This is a genomic window from Flavobacterium sp. WC2509 (genome assembly GCF_052683105.1).
Genome location: NZ_JBQZFG010000001.1, coordinates 2,236,288 through 2,253,888 on the forward strand (window position 1 = coordinate 2,236,288; position 17,601 = coordinate 2,253,888).

The following is a 17,601-nucleotide window of genomic DNA, read 5'->3' on the forward strand; positions in this document are numbered from 1 at the left end:
TCAAACAAAAGGGTTTGTAACGGATTTACATCCATTAAAATAATTTTCTTTTACTCTTAAAATACAGGGTTTTATATTTTCAGTCTCAGAAATTTTGTACTTGAACCGACTGAATGATTGATAAAAAGTCAAATTTTATAAAGGTCTTATAAAATTTTTGTTGTTTTTTAATTCCTTTTATATCAATAATTTAAGAAGATGAATAGGCTGATTAAAGCTTTTACAATCCTTGTTTTTTCCAAGTTGCAAAAGTAGGTTATTATTATGGTATTTGCAACTGCCTAAAGTGTTGAAAATCAAATAATAATATTAAAATTAATTTTATAATAGAAATCAGCTGTAAATCAGTGCTAAATGTTTTACAAAATGATTAATTGTTTTGTTTTATTCGTGATAATAAAAGACATGAGAAGAATATAATTCATCATTCCACCAATCTTTTCTAACTTCCGAAAAATAGTTGTAATTTAATATTCCCGCCTGTGATTGCAGTGGATATAATACCGTTTCGTTTTCTCTATATGCTTTATGAGAATCCGTTTCTGGAACAACAGGAACGATATGTCCAGAGAGTCCTTTTATTTTTCTTTTGGCGCAAATAATCCCAACTCCTCCATTAGCGTTGACTTTATTTTGAATTTCTTCGACAGTAAACATTCTTTCCCAACCAAAATGATTTCCCCATTCTAAAAACCAATCATGTATAGCACTTGAATAAATTCGGTCCACAGTTTTTTCAAAAATGGCGTTGACTTCTTGCCCTTGCTTTATTTTTTCCAAGGATTCGTCTGTCCACCAAACCGTGGGCAAATACACTTTAGAGAAATGGCAAAAATCATAAGCGTAAACATTGCAATAAGTATCTTCTGGTGTTCTTTGGTATCTGACGTTTTTTTCAACATCTAATTTTTCAATGAGTTGAGCGATACTTTCTCGTTTGGTTTTTGTGGAAGTTAAATCTCTAAAAAGAATGCTTAAATCGTCAATAGGATTTTCTTTCTTTTCCATAGAATCTAAACGGGATTCGGAATCTGGAAATAAATCGGCTTTCAGTATCTGATGCTGAGGTAATGCCTTTGCTGATATATCTTTATCCATTTTGACTGCTTAAAATTAATTGCCTAACACAATCTAAATTGATTATTGACTGGTGTTTCTAAATAATAAAAAGTAAAAATAAGGTTTTACCTTTTCTTAAACATTTTTTAAAAAGATAAATTATAGAAAATAAATTTTGTTTTGACTTCTATTAGAGAAAATGGTGTTGATTATAAGGTAATTAGTTGTTTTCTTTATTAGTCTGCGCTTCCAAATTAGAATTGATAGTATTAACCACTAAATCATCGACTGAAACTGCCCGGCTGATGTGACCCAAAAGAGTCTCCAGATTTTCGGAACGCAAGATGTCCCGAACTTCGGAGCGGGCTTCAGCAATTTTTAAGGAGATGTTTTTGGCTTCCAAATCGATAAAGAGTTGTTTTAAAAATCGTGCTCCAGTAATATCAATGCGTGGAGAAGAGTTGAGATCCAGTATTACAGCTTTAAACGAATCGGATTCACTATTGATTTTTTTCCATATTTGGTCTTTGATATATTCAACATTAAAATAAAATATGGAGGATTCAATTCTAATAAGTAATATTCCTTGAATACTTTCATTGTCGGGATGACGTTCTATGTCTGTGTAGCGTTTGGTGTTTGGTATTCTCCCCAAAAAAGCAACATTTGGTCGGGAGGCTTCTTTTATTAATAGTAATAAAGTTATTATTGCTGCGAGTAAAACACCAGTTAATATTCCCCAAATGAGCACACCAATTAATGCAATCATGGCAACGTAAAATTCCTTTTTGTTTATTTTATAAAGATGTTTGATTTCTTCTAGATCAAAAAGTCCTCGGATAGCTACCAATACAATGGAAGCTAAAATTACGGTAGGCAAATTTTGTAGAAACCCTGTTAAAAATAATAAACATAAGGCAATAGTACCAGACGCAAAGAGTAAGGATATTGTTGTTTTTGCCCCAGCAGTATCGTTTACAGCAGACTGTGATAATCCACCAGCTACTGGATAACCTTGTCCAAAAGCAACGGCAGCATTGGCCACTCCAAGTGCCAGTAATTCTTGACGGGCATTGATGATATATCCGTTTTTTTGTGCTAATGTTCTTGCTGCCGAAACACTTTCAATATAGGATAATAAGAAACAAGCCAAAGCTAGCGGTAATACACCATCTACATCTTTAATACGTAATGTTGGCAAATGAAGTTGAGGTAATCCTGTTGGAATCACTCCAACGGTTGTAAATCCATGAGAAGCTAAGGAGGTTGTTGAAATGAGTACAATGGATACGATTACAACCAGTATAGCGACAGGTCGTCCTGGTGCTAATTTGTCTGCAACTAGTAGAATGATAATTGCGATAATGCCAAAAAGAAAAACACTGATGTTAGTATCAGGCAGTTGATGAAAAAGGGTAATTATACTATCCATAAAGTTTTTGCCTCCTCCTTTTACTCCAAAAAGCTTGGGTAATTGTGTTAAGCCAATAGTTATGGCTGCACCTGCTTTGAATCCGACCAAAACGGTTTCGCTAATAAAATTTATAATGCTACTCAATCTCAATAGATAAGCGAGTATGGCTAAGCCCGAAAAGACTAAAGCTGTTAGCGATGCAATATCAGCCCAGCGCTGTGTGTCGCCATTGGCCATAGTAGCGATTGTAGTGCCAATCAATAATGAAATTGCCGATGTTGGACCAATAGCCAGTTGTTTGCTGGTACCTAATAGGGAATAAAATAATCCACCAATGAGATAACCATAAATTCCATATTGTGGTGGCAATCCTGCTAGTGTAGCGTATGCCATAGATACGGGAATTCCATAAGCGGCTAAAGTAATGCCGGCAATAAAGTCTTTTTTTAAGTCTTCTGTTTTGTATTCTTTACTCCAATTTATAATTGGAAATAATTTAGAAATCATAATTTAGGATTTAGTCTTCTTCGTTTAGCAATGCCCTTTTGATTTCTTGCAATTCAGCTATTTTTGCTTCACTTACTTTTGGATATTCTAAATCTAGCTCTTCCAATGCTGTGATAACTGCAGATGCAACAGCAATACGGGCATATGATTTATTATCTGCAGGAATTACATACCAAGGTGATTTTTTGGTAGAAGTATTTTTTATTAATTCTTCATAGGCATCCATATAATCATTCCAATATCCTCTCTCTTTAGCATCAGCAGCACTAAATTTCCAGTTTTTATCTGGGTTGTCTACACGCTCTATAAAACGTTCTTTTTGCTCTTTTTTAGAAACGTTAAGGAAAAACTTGATGACAATAGTTCCGTTTCTATGCAAGTATTTTTCAAAATTGCGAATGTCTTCAAAACGATCTTCCCAAATATCTTTGGTGAATAATTTTTCTGGGAGTTTTTGGCTTTTTAGAATTTGTTCATGCACGCGAACGACCAAAACTTCTTCATAATAAGAACGGTTAAAAATGCCAATGCGCCCTCGTTCGGGTAAATGCTTTTGGCAGCGCCATAAAAAATCATGGTCTAGATCCTCAGAACTTGGAGCTTTAAAAGAAAATACTTGGCATCCTTGCGGATTAACGCCTGACATGACGTGTTTGATAGCTCCATCTTTGCCCGCAGCATCCATAGCCTGAAAAATAAGTAGTACCGACCATTTGTCCTGTGCATATAGTACATCTTGCAGAGCTGCCAAAGCTTCGACACCTATTTCTAAAGTTTGTTTTACTAGTGGTTTTCCTTCCTCGCCTAAATTAAAACTGGCTTTGGTTTCATAATCTTTTAGTTTAAAGCCATTTCCATCACCAACACAATATTGCTTGGAAAATTTTTTAGCTTTTTGAACTAATTCTTTTTTGCTTAAAGAGCTTAAATCTATTAGCTTTTCTTCAAAGTCATTCTGTTCTTTTTTATTTGATTTTGACATGATCCCGAAATTTAATGTTAATGAAAGACTATTGTTATTTGAAAAGGAATAATTTTTTTATCGTATTAATAACTTAATGAATTAATAATGAACTAATTTAGTGAAAAATCAATTACAGGGATTATTTTTAATAAAAAAACACTTTGTACTTCTATTAATGCGATTAAGCCAAAACTGGTATTTTTAAAATTAAATTGAGTTTGTCAAAAAAACCTTTAAATCTGTTTCTTATGTAATGTGGGAAGCTTAGTGCCAACCACTGTGGGATTTTTCTATAAAATCATTAATTTTGGTTCTTTAGGACTAATTGGGTAAGTAAAATTATTTTTTTTGTAATTATTTAAGAGTTATTCGTAGGCTTTTTGTAATTTAGACCAGATTTTAAGGCTTTTAATGTGTTTTTTATTTCTATTAATTTTAATGATAATTTTATGAATGAATTTAAAAAGAATAAGATATTATTTTTTGTTATTGCTTTTTCTACTTTATTGATTTCCTGTAAAAAGGAAGCGGCTCCAGAAGCTAAGCCTCTTGAAATTTCAGTGGTAAAAGTGCTGCAGCAAGATGTTAGATTAGAGTCTGGATTTACGGGGCAAACTTTTGGACAATCAGATATTCAGATCAATCCTAGAGTTGACGGTGTGATTGAGAGCCTTAATTTTAAAGAAGGAGCAGTGGTTGCCAAAGGAGAATTGTTATACACAATTGATCCTTTACCATATAAAGCTAAGCTGAATGAGGCCGAAGGTTCATTGGCTGAAGTACAAGCGAGAATGGCAAAAACCAAATCAGATTATGATATGATGGTTCCGTTAGCAAAAATAAACGCAGTTAGCCAAAGGGAATTGATAGGGGCGAAAGCAGCATACAATGCTTCTGAAGCGTCATTAAAAGCAGCAAAAGCCAATTTGGAAAATGCAAAAATCGAATTAGGATACTGCAGAATTTTAGCTCCAATTTCTGGATTAATAGGGATTTCAAAAGTAAGAGTAGGGGACTATGTGCGTCCAGGAGCAGCTTCTGTTTTAAATACAATTTCTGATTTAGGCGATGTAAGGGTTCGTTTCACAATGAGTGAGCAAGAATACCTTCGCATCTTTAGAGAAATCAGCAAGAAAAATTCTTCTTTAGTAGGAGCAGGAAAATCAGTTTCATTAGAATTGTCAGATGGTTCTATTTATCCACAGACAGGAAAAATCAGTTTTGCTGACAGACAGATAGATCCAACAACTGGAGCAGTTACTTTTGAGGCATCATTTGCAAATCCTGACAGATTGCTTCGTCCAGGCCAATTTGTAAAAGCAAAAGTAGTTACGGATGTCCGTAAAAACGCAATCATAATACCGCAGCGTTCTGTAATTGAAATGCAGGGTATCTTCCAGGTTTATGTAGTGGACAACAATAATAAAGTGGATATGAAAATAATCCAAGTTGGTCCATCTTACAAAGACTCATATATAGTTACTGAGGGATTGACAGCCAATGATAAAGTAGCTATGGGCGGCACGTCCTTATTAAAAGCAGGAAGCGTTATAACTCCAAAAATTATAGACTGGACTCCAGGAAAAGCAGAAAATTAGTCATTAATGACCAAATAACAATTTAGAAACATCATTTATGGGAGAATTTTTTGTTAGAAGACCAATTGTAGCAATAGTAATTAGTATCATAACTGTGATACTAGGATTGCTTGCATTGCAAAAGACACCAATATCACAATATCCGGATATCAACCCACCAGTTGTAAAAATCACAACTACTTTTACCGGAGCTAACGCTTTGAATGTTGAGCAGGCTGTGGCAACACCAATTGAGCAAAAGGTAAATGGAGTAGAGCAAATGCTTTACATAAAATCGACAAATACATCAGATGGTGCTTGTACTATCGAGGTAACTTTTGACGTAGGAACTAATTTGGATAATGCTAATATGCTTACCCAAAACCGTCAGGCGCAGTCAGCTCCTTTTATGCCTTCGAGCGTAAAGCAACAAGGGGTTGTTGTAAAAAAATCATTGTCGTTCCCGATGATGCTTTTTACTCTTACCTCAAACAATCCTAAGTACGATTCAAAATTTTTGAATAACTATGCTAATATCAACATTGTAGATCAATTGGCACGTATCAAGGGAGTTGGAGAAGTTTCCCTTTTTGGGGGAAGTGATTATTCTATGAGGGTTTGGCTAAAGGCTGACTTAATGAGTAAACTGGGTATTACTGTTGATGATGTTAAAAATGCCTTGAACGCTCAAAACATGATTAGCCCTGGTGGGAAATTTGGCGCAGAGCCTACTCCATTAGGAACTGATTTTACGTATGGTGTTACGCTTCAAGATCGTTTAGTTACTGAGAATGAGTTTGGTAAAATTGTGGTAAAAAGTAAGCCAGACGGTTCAGAAGTATTATTAAGCGATATCTCTAGAATTGAATTGGGAACTGAGAATTACAGTTCAAATGCACGTAGAAATGGTAGTGCAACTGCTGCAATTACGGTTTTCCAAATGCCGGGAAGTAATGCTTTGGAAGTAGCTCAATTAGCTAAAGATGCCATGAAAAAAATGTCTGAAAAATTCCCGAAAGACATTGTTTATCAAGAATCATTAGATACCACACTTGCAATTACTGCTGGGGTTGACGATATCGTTCATACTTTATTTGAAGCCGTTTTGCTGGTTATTCTCGTAGTGTTTATTTTCCTTCAAAACTGGCGTGCAACTTTGATCCCATTGATTACGGTACCAGTATCGTTGATTGGAACGATTGCGGTTTTTCCATTGTTAGGATTCTCTATAAATACTTTATCGTTATTAGGATTGGTATTAGCGATTGGTATTGTTGTGGATGATGCGATTGTTGTGGTTGAGGCTGTAATACATCACATTGAGCATGGAAAAAATCCAAAGGATGCAACAATTCAGGCGATGAAAGAGGTTTCGGGGCCAGTAATAGCCATTGCTCTTATCTTGATTGCGGTGTTTGTGCCGGTTGCTATGACGCCAGGTATTACAGGACGTTTTTATCAGCAGTTTGCGATAACCATTGCCGTCTCGGTTGCCTTCTCGGCTTTTAGTGCTTTGTCATTAAGTCCGGCGCTTTGTGCCATGCTTTTAAAACCTACAAAACCAGTTAGCGAGCAAACAGGCTGGCTTGCCAAATTTTTTACTGGTTTCAACCGTATTTTTGAAAAAGTAACCGATAAATATTTATCTGGAGCAACATTTTTTGCAAAAAAAGCAACACGTATTATTATTCTGCTAGCAGTAATTTTGGTTGCAGTAGTGTTTTTGGGCAAAGGAATACCGCCTGGATTTATCCCTGAAGAGGATCAAGGTTATGTGTTGATAAACATACAATTGCCTCCGGCATCATCTCTGCAACGTACTGATGAAATTTCAAAAAAAGTAGATGGCTTCTTAAAAGAAGAAGAATCGATATTATCCTATACTACAATCAATGGATTTAGTATGCTTACCAATTCTTATCAGCCGAATAATGCTTTTATTTTCATATCCTTAAAACCTTGGGAAGAAAGAGCAGAAACAGCAAAACAACTGGTTGATCGATTGAACAAAAAATTATCCACTCAAATTACTACAGCAACTGCATTTGCATTTGGTCCTCCTGCGATTCAAGGTTTGGGAGCTTCTGCAGGTTTCAGTTTGATGCTGCAGGATAGAGGGGGTAATTCGCCACAATATTTGGCACAGCAAACGCAGGCTTTTATTGCTGCGGCTCAAAAGCGTCCTGAAATAAAGAGAATTTATACCACTTTTAACGCTGGTTCTCCACAGATAAAACTTGATATTGATAACGAAAAAGCAATGAAGCTTGGAGTTCCGGTTTCAAGAGTTACTGAAGTATTAGGAGCATTTTTGGGAGGTAGTTATGTAAATGATTTTAATCGCTTTGGGCGCCAGTATAAAGTGTACTTACAAGGGGATGCCGTAGATCGTTTACGTCCTGAAAATTTAAATAATATTTACGTAAGAAACAACAATGGGGATATGTTGCCAGTATCTACTTTAGTTACAGCTACCAAAGTTACAGGACCTGATTTCACTAACCGTCTTAATTTATTTAGGGCTGCTGAGATAGGAGGAAGCCCTAATGACGGATATAGTAGTGCACAAGCCCTAGATGCTTTAGAAGAAGTCGCAAAAGAAACCTTGCCGGCAGATATGAGTTACGATTACATCAACTTATCATATCAAGAAAAACATTCTCCAGGAGGAGGGACAGTATTCCTAATGGCATTGGTGTTTGTGTTCTTAATTCTTGCAGCACAGTACGAAAGTTGGAAACTGCCATTCAGCGTATTGCTAGGAGCGCCTTTTGCGGTATTTGGAGCGTTTTTAGGCTTGTTTTTGGCACGTATGGGCAGTGATGCTTATGTTAACAACGTATTTGCGCAAATCGGGCTAGTATTGCTGATTGGACTTGTTGCTAAAAACGCGATTTTGATTGTGGAATTTGCCAAAGAAGAATACGAAAAAGGCAAACCGCTGTATGAATCAGCGATGGTAGCAGCGAAGTTACGTTTTCGCCCAATTTTGATGACTGCTTTTGCTTTTATACTCGGTGTTGTTCCATTGCTTACCGCTACAGGAGCTGGTTCTCAGGCACGTATAGTAATGGGGATGGCAGTATTTAGCGGAATGCTTGTAGCTACAGTGTTGGGAGTTTTGATTGTGCCAGGTTTATTTGTTATGATTGAAAATATCGGCAAAAAGAAGGATGAAGGTGTAGCAATTGAAAATAATATGGATTCAAAAACTACGGAACATGATGAATAAATTTAAAGTAATAATAATTATTCTTGCACTTGCAATACTTCCTGTGGGTTGTTTGGTAGGGCCTAAATATAAAAAGCCAGAAGATCAAAATGCAGCTAATTTTCAGCATGGTTCTGCAAATGCAGATACATTGGCTTCTGTGGTTAATGTGAAATGGTTTGATCTTTTTAATGATGATGTTTTGAAAGGGCTAATCACTAAGGGACTGGAAAATAATTATGATTTGAGAATTGCGATGGCTCGTATTGAACGCACCAGAGCAGAATTGGGTTATACCAAAGCCGATTTATTGCCAGCTGTTGGTTATAGCGCAACAATCAATAGCAATGAAAAAGCTTTTATGCCTTCTAATGCATCAGCTTCTCTTTCATGGGAATTGGATTTTTGGGGTAAAATTCGTCATGAGAATAGAGCAGTTCAAGATGAATTAATTGCTAGTGAAGAAGGTCGTAAAGTAATCCTTTCTAACTTGGTAAGCGATATAGCTGTTGCTTATTTCCAGCTTCGTGATTTTGATAATCGTCTGATTATAGCAGAAAAGACTTTAGAATCAAGACAAAAAGGTTTTGAAATCATTAATCAAAGATTTGTTTCAGGTTATGTTTCTGAAGTGGATAAGCTTCAAATCGAACAACAAGTGGCGATTGCCGAAGCGACTATTCCAGCTATCAAAAGACAAATTACCATTCAGGAAAATATTATCTCAATTTTGATTGGTCAAGCTCCAGTTCCGATACAACGAGGGAAAACGAATACAGAGCTTCAGGTGGCGGATAACATACCTGTTTCTATTCCTTCCATTTTATTAAAAAACAGACCTGATGTAAATCAAGCTGAAAGAAATTATATGGCTGCTAATGAGAGAATCGGTGTTGCACAAGCGATGCGTTTTCCTTCGTTTAACATTGCTGCATTAGCTGGCTTTGCAAACAGTCAGGTAAGTTCTTTGTTTGATGGCTCTTCTTATCTGCAAAACGCCAGCGCTTCAGTTGCTGGACCGATTTTTAATTTTGGTAAAAATAGAAGGAGAGTAGAAATATACCGTCAAATTGCTGAAGAATCAAGACTTAATTACCAAAAAACGTGTCTTGTAGCCGTTGCTGAAGTTGAACAATCGCTGCAAAACGTGAAAACGTATAAAGATGAATGGACAGCAAGAAACAAACAGGTTATTGCGGCCAGAAAGAACTTGGAACTGTCGAATGCAAGATATTATAATGGTTATGTGTCTTATTTAGAGGTTTTACAAGTGGAAATATCTTTGTTTGATGCAGAATTAAGCCTTTCGGAGTTGACACAAAACCAATTGAGTTCAACAATCCAATTGTATAGAGCTTTAGGTGGCGGTTGGAATTAGATAGACGATACTATTGATAAACAAAAAACCACGCAATTTGCGTGGTTTTTTGTTTTAAAGTCAGTTAAATTTAAAATGCATTTTTCGAATATTTTATTTCCTTTTGGGAACTGTTTAAGTCAATTAAATGATTGTCTGAATTCTAAAGGGGAAATATTTGTTTTTGTTTTGAATAATTTGCTGAATGACTACTGATGCTCAAAACCTAATTCAAAAGCAATTTCACTTATTGATAAATCGGTTGTAGAAAGTTTTTCTTTCGCTTTTTCGATTAGCTTATTGTGTATGTGCTGCTGCGTGCTTTGGCCTGTAAGCAGTTTTAATAATCCGCTTAAATAATTAGGCGAAATGTTTAGATTTTCGGCGATAAATTGTACTGTTGGCAATCCTTTTTTGATTAAAGAATCTTCGTTAAAATAGTCATCCAGAAGATTTTCTAATCGTGCGAGAATTTGATGATTGCTTATTTTTCTTGCAATGAATTGGCGATTGTAAAAACGCTCAGAATAAGTTAACAATAATTCGAGTTGCGCAATAATCACATCTTGGCTGAATTTATCAATATTCGAATGATATTCTTGCTGAATATTTTTCATAATGCCAATAATCATCGCTTCTTCCTTATCTGAAAGATGTAGTGCTTCATGAACAGAATATCCAAAATATTCGTATTGTTTGATTTTTTGCGCCAGCGGAGTATTCCACAAGAAATCAGGATGGACTAATAAAGACCATCCCGAGTGTTTTAGATTTGTACTTGCTTCTATGGAAAAAACCTGCCCAGGCGCAATAAATAACATTACACCTTCATTAAAGTCATATTCCTGCTGGCCATAACGCATTTTTGCATTTGTATTCCTTTTTAGAGAAATCGAATAAAAATCAAGTATAATGCTTTTTGGCTCATCGTCATTAAGCTTTTTAATTTCTTCAAAATTATAAACGCTGATTAAAGGATGTTCTGGCTTTGGCAAACCTCGAAACTCACGAAATTCGCTTATGCTTTTTATCCTGTACGGTTGATTATTTGCCATAGTAAAAGATACTTATTTTTGATTGAAAACCAAAGCGAATTCCTTTGCATAGTCTATCAGTTTTACTTTTCTCATTATAACAGGTTTGTTCCGGGAATAATCTTCAGCTAGCAAACCGTTGTAAAGCGCAGCGTACATTTCTACCAAACCTTCAGCAATTTTAGGCTGCATACCTATGTTTATTAAGCCAACTAAAGTTTCTTGATCAGTTGTTAAAACCCATTTCAAATTAGGTTTACCAATTGCGTTTCCTAAAATATGTGCCGTTTCTTCTCCAGTAAGTTCTTCACTTGCTACATAGCGAATTTTTCTTCCGTCGAGCGGAGTTGTAATTTCTTCAGCAATTGCTGAAGCTATATCTAATGGAGAAACCCACGGAATCATTTTGTCAGCACCATAATTTGCAGCGATAATTCCTTGATATTTTATGATCGGGATATAAGCTTCTAAATTGTAAAAGAATGAAGTAGGACGCATAAAAGTAATTCCCACATCTGAGAGTTTATTCAGAAAAGCTTCAATTTCATGATAGCGAAGAATTATACCAGAATCTTTTTCTAAATGTGCACCAATACTACTCAAAAATACAACACGTTTTACGCCAGACTTCTCAATTGCTTCCGCATAATTGTTTCCTATTTTTCGAGTAAAAGCATCTAAATCAAGATTTGGATCAAAATAGTTTGCTCGCGGAATCATGCAGTATACAGCATCAGCGCCTGTAAAGGTTTCCGTTAAAAACGTACTATTTTCTACAGAACCAATGGCTGCTTTAGCACCTAATGTTTCAATTGCTGCCTGATTTTCCAGTTTACTTGAAATTACTGTAACCTGATGTCCTTTTTGTACTAATTCTTGAATTAATGGCTTGCTGATATTCCCTAATGAACCTGTGATTATAATTTTCATTTGTCTATTTTTTAATGTTGTAAAGTTGCGTAACAAAAAAACTATAGCTGTAGCCAAATCTACGATTATCGTAGTCTAAAAAAGAGTAGGGCATACTTCACTTTGATTAGATATTGTTGTTTGTTGTCAATAACATCAAAATCAATAAAAGGAAGTTCTGTATTCAAAAAAGTCGTTTTAGAGGGGATTATAAACAAAAACGTACCGCTAATGCAGTACGTTTATTTGGTATTAGATTGAATTAACAATATTCGTTAAAAGCATCTTGTAAGTTTTCAGCAATTAATTCTGCTGGACGCCCTTCGATGTGGTGACGCTCTAACATGTGAACCAATTCACCATTTTTGAACAAAGCCATACTTGGCGATGATGGAGGAAAAGGAAACATATGTTGTCTTGCAGCATCAACTGCTTCTTTGTCAACACCTGCAAAAACAGTGATTAAGTGGTCTGGTTTTTTAGCTCCTTTTAAACTCATTGACGCTCCTGGACGTGCATTTCTTGCAGCACAACCACAAACAGAATTCACTACTACTAATGTTGTACCTTCAGCTTTGATAGCGTTATCAACTGCTTCTGCACTATGTAAATCTTGAAAACCTACAGCTGTTAATTCAGCTTGCATTGGTTTTACCATTTCTTCTGGATACATATTTTTTATTTTTATAATTAATTTTTAGAGCTACAAAGTTACAAAGTTTAGTTGCAAGAACTTAATTTGCAGTATAAAGTTTTGTTATAGTTTGATAAGGATTCTATTCTTTTGTTTTTTTGAGAATAATAAGTAATTCTTTCGCAGTTAGAAAAGAAGGTTTTTGAAAAATAATAGAATAGTCGGCGTGTAAAATAGTAAGAGTAGGATATACCACTTGAGAATTAACAGTAGCTAATGCTGTTGCTAATTCATGAATACCTGTGTTTTGGCCGTTTGGCTTGAATTGAAATGTATGATTATTGAAATGAATGTCGTTTTTACTTTCAGCATCCAATGGTATGAAATAAAAATTAGTATTTAAAAGATTGATTATTTCAGGGTTTTTGAAAGTAGAATTTTCCATCATTTTACAGTAATTACACCAAGAAGTATGGATGAAAATTACAAATGGTTTTGGCTTTTCTTTTACTACTTTTTCAGCTTCTTCAAAAGTATAGGTTTTCAATTGGGCAAAACCAGATGGAATTACCAAAAAGAAAATCAATGCTATGTAAAGCCATTTCTTCATTTAAAATAAATTATATCGCAATCCAAAGAAACCTCTAATGCCTTGATTGGGACCATAAACATAAGTGGTGTCAAATGTTAAACCATAAGGATTGTCAGGTGTTACCAATACTTTTCCATTCGTGTCGTATTGTACATTTTTGTCAAAAGGATCCTCTGTTCTCGAAATCAGGAACGGATTGTTTTGTTTTGGAGTAAAGTTAAGCAGGTTTTTGATGCCGGCATATAATTCAAAATTTTTCCAGCCTGAATATGTAAATTGAATGTTTTGTAAACTGTACCAAGGTGAATTAGGATTTCTTGGATCGGTGTCGCTTAATAATGGTAATTTCATAGGACTATATAAATTTCCTGTGTAATCAATGGTCAAATCAATCGGATTAATTTTATAAGAAATAGTCCAGGTTGCTGTAAAATTTTCGGTTAGATATGGTCTTGTTTTGATGTCGTTTTCTACATTGGAAACATCCATATAGGTGGCGCCCAGAATAAATTTTAGTCCATTGGTAAAATTGATGTCTGCGTTACAGCTAATTCCTTGGCTCAAAGCATAACCATCAATGTTGTTATAAATGATTTTGTTCGGGTCAGTAGCATAATCGGAAATAATTTTGTTGCTGAATCGAGTATAAAAGGCAGTGGTTTCAATACCTAAAAAAGTACCGTTTGAAAAGTATATTTTCTTGATGTAATTCAAATTGGCATTCACAGATTTTTCGGGATCTAAATTTTCAGCAAGAATAACTTCGCGAGAGCCAGTTAAGGCAGCATGGTCTTCAGTAAATAAATTGACCACTCTAAATCCTGTTCCTGTATTAAAACGGAGGATATTGTTATCATTGATTTTCCATTTATAGGCAAATCGGGGTGTAAAAATATTTCCGTGAATGGAATTGTAATCGTATCGCATTCCTAAAAGTATTTTATGTTTTTCGCTAAAAGTAATTTCATCCTGAATAAAAATTCCAGGAAGCCACATTTTTTCTGGACTATTTTCGTTTAAAAGTGCTGTTGTTGGAGTGTTGTCGTCATAATAGGTATAACGTGAAGCAATACCTGTTAATAGATCATTATTTTGAATTTTCTTGTCCCAAGTCAATTGTGCAAAAGCAATTTTTTGATTGGCAATATAAGACGTGGTTCCGTAACGACTGTCTTGAAAATGCATGGTTCCTGAAAAAGACAGCATTAGTTTTTCGGTTGTAGGTAATTGATAGCTTCCTAAAAGTTCGCCCCGTTTGGTATAAATACTTTCGCCATAAATTTCATCTCCACCGCGGTATTTTTTCTCCCAACGCACATCACCGCCCCAGCGATCTTCATACATTCCGCGAACGGCAATAGTGAATAATCGGTTTTGTTTTCGGACGAAATTCCATTTATTAAATAATGAAATTCTATTTTGTGCCGTTACATCGGTAAATCCATCGTTGTCGTTATCGATTGTTTGACTGTAGTTGTAATAATTTAATCCCAATAAGGACGTCGCTTTTTGAGCAATATTGAATTTCACTCCCAAATCTGCATTAGTTTCTAACCAGGATGTCGTAAATACATCGACAGAAAACACAGGTGCTTTAATCGGGTTTTTGGTAATAATATTAATTAATCCGCCAACGGCTTCACTTCCGTATAAAGAGGAAGCGGGACCTTTTACAATTTCGATTCTTTCTACCAACGAATTCGGAATTCCGGATAATCCATAAACAGTTGATAAACTACTAACAATTGGCATTCCATCAATCATTACTGATGTGTACGGACCTTCCAGTCCATTGATGTGAATGTCCCCGGTGTTACAAACGCCACAGTTGAGTTGTGGCCGCACTCCGTTTACATTTTGCAAAGCTTCATAAATGCTTGCAGTTGGGTTTTTCTTGAAAAATATCGGCGTGTAAACTTCTACAGGAACGGCACTTTCTAACCGTTTTATGGGCTTTAAAGTTCCAGAAACAACAACTTCGTTTAATTCATTTTCATCTGATTGCAATTGAAAATCCAATTGGATTTGTTCTGTTGGTTTTATAGTGATGTTTTTTCTTTGGGTCTTATAAGCAAAGATTGATACTTGTATTTTATAATCTCCTTGGGGAATGTTTTGAAAGCTATAAATACCTTCGCCGTCAGTTTCTGCCGAATAGTTTGTACCAATTATTTCAATAATCGCTTTTTCGAGTGGGGTAGTTTTGTTTCTAATCACTCCTGTAATTGATCTGTTTTCTTGTGAATAAGATAGTGTTGTTAACAATGTCAATATTGCAAAAAATAAATATTTCATTTGTTTAAATTAAATTTTAGACAAAGCTAAAAATATTATTTCATTAACAAAATTTATTTGTATATATTTGCCTTAGTAATTCAAATTCAGTCATGAGCAAATCTTTAGAAGAAGTAAATCAATCCGTCCAAACACAAAACAAATCCTCAATTTTTAGAAAAATATTAGCTTTTTTTGGCCCTGCCTATTTGGTGAGTGTGGGTTATATGGATCCTGGAAATTGGGCAACTGATATTGCAGGAGGGAGTCAGTTTGGTTATGCTTTGCTTTGGGTTTTATTGATGAGTAATTTAATGGCTTTGTTATTGCAAAGTTTAAGCGCGAGACTTGGAATCGTAACTCAACGCGATTTGGCTCAAGCATCTAGAGAAACTTATTCTAAACCGATTAATTATATTTTATACTTTTTGGCCGAAATTGCTATTGCAGCCTGTGACCTTGCTGAGGTTTTAGGAATGGCAATTGGAATCAATTTGTTGTTTGATATACCACTTATTGAGGGAGTTTTGATAACCGTTTTGGATACTTTTTTATTGTTGTTTTTAATCAATAAAGGGATTCGGAAAATGGAAGCTTTTATTATCGTATTAGTTGCTATTATTGGATTCTCTTTCATTTTCGAAATGATTTTTGCTAAGCCAGAACTCCATAAAGTGATTTATGGTTTAATTCCTTCGATGCCAAATTCTGCTGCATTATATATCGCTATTGGAATTATTGGTGCAACGGTTATGCCACACAATTTGTACTTACATTCTTCATTGGTACAAACCCGAAAATTTGACAGAACGCCAGCAGGAATCAAGCAGGCTTTGAAATACAATTTGATTGATTCGACGATTGCTTTGAATATGGCTTTTTTTGTAAACGCTGCAATTTTGATTTTGGCAGCAGCTACATTTTATAGAAATGGCATGTTTGAAGTAGCCGAAATCCAAGATGCACATCAATTTTTAGAACCACTTTTAGGAAATAAATGGGCACCAATTTTGTTTGCCGTAGCCTTGATTGCTGCAGGACAAAGTTCTACAATAACAGGAACATTGGCAGGTCAAATCGTAATGGAAGGTTATCTAAATTTAAGAATTCAGCCTTGGGTTCGAAGAATAATTACCCGATTAATCGCCATTGTTCCAGCTGTAGTTGTCATTTTAATTTATGGAGAAAGTGTAACAGGAAAATTATTGATTTTAAGTCAGGTTATTTTGAGTTTACAACTGGGTTTTGCAATTATTCCGCTTATTCATTTTGTGAGTGATAAAACTAAAATGAACGGTTTTCATATTTCTAAAACAACTCAAATTGCAGCATGGATTATCGCTTTAATTATTGTTTCACTTAATGCAAAATTGGTTTTTGACGAAATTGATGGATGGCTTGATACCGCTGAAAACCCAATCATTATTTGGCTTACTGTAGTTCCGTTGGCATTTTCTTTTCTGGGATTATTGCTTTACATTGTTTTTAAACCTTTTATAACTAAGGCAAAACATAATATTCAAAATCATTCGCCACACAATTTGAAATTACAATTTTCTAAATCGGGAAATTATTCTAAAAAGAATATCGCTATTTCAGTAGATTTTTCTTCAGCTGATGAGAGAGCGATAAACAATGCCTTTGAATTGGGAGGAATGGATGCTGAATATACTTTAATTCACGTAGTGGAAACCGTCGGAGCGTTAATGTATGGTCAAAATGTTGATGATCACGAAACGACTATTGACGAAAAATTATTATTAGAATATAAAGAAATGCTTTCGCAAAAGGGCTTCAAAATGGAAACAGAATTAGGTTTTGGAGAACCAAACAAAATAATACCTGAAATTATAAATTCTGGAAATTTTGATATTTTAGTAATGGGAACACATGGCCATACTGGTTTAAAGGATTTGATTTTTGGTACAACCGTAGACAAATTGCGTCATAAAATTTCGATACCTTTGTTAATTGTTAAATAATAGTTGCTGAGATTATGAGTCACTAAGTTTCTAAGATTTTTTCTTATGACTTTACACTTAGAAACTCAGAATCTTTAAACCTAGAAT

At 34.9% G+C, this 17,601-nt stretch carries 11 protein-coding genes and 1 pseudogene; 4 read left to right on the plus strand and 8 right to left on the minus strand.

Annotated elements, in window-relative coordinates; genetic code table 11:
- Window positions 1-384: 384 nt before the first annotated feature.
- The 3 genes from ACUN3A_RS09445 to ACUN3A_RS09455 form a co-directional block, all read right to left on the minus strand.
- The gene (locus ACUN3A_RS09445) at window positions 385-1,098 is read right to left on the minus strand and encodes a hypothetical protein (RefSeq protein ID WP_445551040.1); all 714 of its coding nucleotides are present in this window, start codon (window positions 1,096-1,098) and stop codon (window positions 385-387) included.
- 181 nt (window positions 1,099-1,279) lie between these two features.
- On the minus strand, window positions 1,280-2,980 hold the full coding sequence (locus ACUN3A_RS09450; protein WP_445551041.1) for a SulP family inorganic anion transporter: 1,701 nt from the start codon (window positions 2,978-2,980) through the stop codon (window positions 1,280-1,282).
- Window positions 2,981-2,990: 10 nt separating this feature from the next.
- Window positions 2,991-3,962, minus strand: a complete 972-nt coding sequence (locus ACUN3A_RS09455) for a polyphosphate kinase 2 family protein (protein WP_445551042.1) — start codon at window positions 3,960-3,962, stop codon at window positions 2,991-2,993.
- A 431-nt stretch (window positions 3,963-4,393) separates the two neighbouring features.
- On the opposite strand from ACUN3A_RS09455, the gene ACUN3A_RS09460 reads away from it, so the two are divergent.
- The 3 genes from ACUN3A_RS09460 to ACUN3A_RS09470 are packed head-to-tail and all read left to right on the plus strand — an operon-like array spanning window position 4,394 to window position 10,110.
- Window positions 4,394-5,542 (plus strand): efflux RND transporter periplasmic adaptor subunit, encoded by a 1,149-nt coding sequence (locus ACUN3A_RS09460; RefSeq protein WP_445551043.1) that lies wholly within the window; start codon window positions 4,394-4,396, stop codon window positions 5,540-5,542.
- Between the two features lie 37 nt (window positions 5,543-5,579).
- Complete coding sequence (locus tag ACUN3A_RS09465; RefSeq protein ID WP_445551044.1) at window positions 5,580-8,753, plus strand: efflux RND transporter permease subunit; 3,174 nt, start codon at window positions 5,580-5,582, stop codon at window positions 8,751-8,753.
- Window positions 8,743-10,110 carry an efflux transporter outer membrane subunit gene (locus tag ACUN3A_RS09470; protein WP_445551045.1) on the plus strand — a complete coding sequence of 456 codons (1,368 nt, stop codon included), beginning with the start codon at window positions 8,743-8,745 and terminating at the stop codon, window positions 10,108-10,110. The genes ACUN3A_RS09465 and ACUN3A_RS09470 overlap by 11 nt, the downstream gene beginning before the upstream one ends.
- A 119-nt stretch (window positions 10,111-10,229) precedes the next feature.
- Here ACUN3A_RS09470 and ACUN3A_RS09475 read toward each other — a convergent pair.
- The 5 genes and pseudogenes from ACUN3A_RS09475 to ACUN3A_RS09495 form a co-directional block, all read right to left on the minus strand.
- Window positions 10,230-11,144 (minus strand): annotated as a pseudogene (locus ACUN3A_RS09475) (helix-turn-helix domain-containing protein).
- Between the two features lie 12 nt (window positions 11,145-11,156).
- Complete coding sequence (locus ACUN3A_RS09480) at window positions 11,157-12,053, minus strand: NmrA family NAD(P)-binding protein (RefSeq protein ID WP_445551046.1); 897 nt, start codon at window positions 12,051-12,053, stop codon at window positions 11,157-11,159.
- Between the two features lie 241 nt (window positions 12,054-12,294).
- Entirely contained in the window at window positions 12,295-12,705 is a 411-nt protein-coding gene (locus tag ACUN3A_RS09485) for a BrxA/BrxB family bacilliredoxin (RefSeq protein ID WP_445551047.1), read from the minus strand.
- Between the two features lie 103 nt (window positions 12,706-12,808).
- Window positions 12,809-13,276 carry a thioredoxin family protein gene (locus ACUN3A_RS09490; protein WP_445551048.1) on the minus strand — a complete coding sequence of 156 codons (468 nt, stop codon included), beginning with the start codon at window positions 13,274-13,276 and terminating at the stop codon, window positions 12,809-12,811.
- Complete coding sequence (locus ACUN3A_RS09495) at window positions 13,277-15,553, minus strand: TonB-dependent receptor (RefSeq protein ID WP_445551049.1); 2,277 nt, start codon at window positions 15,551-15,553, stop codon at window positions 13,277-13,279.
- A gap of 92 nt (window positions 15,554-15,645) precedes the next feature.
- On the opposite strand from ACUN3A_RS09495, the gene ACUN3A_RS09500 reads away from it, so the two are divergent.
- The gene (locus ACUN3A_RS09500) at window positions 15,646-17,514 is read left to right on the plus strand and encodes an Nramp family divalent metal transporter (protein WP_445551050.1); all 1,869 of its coding nucleotides are present in this window, start codon (window positions 15,646-15,648) and stop codon (window positions 17,512-17,514) included.
- Window positions 17,515-17,601: the final 87 nt, after the last annotated feature.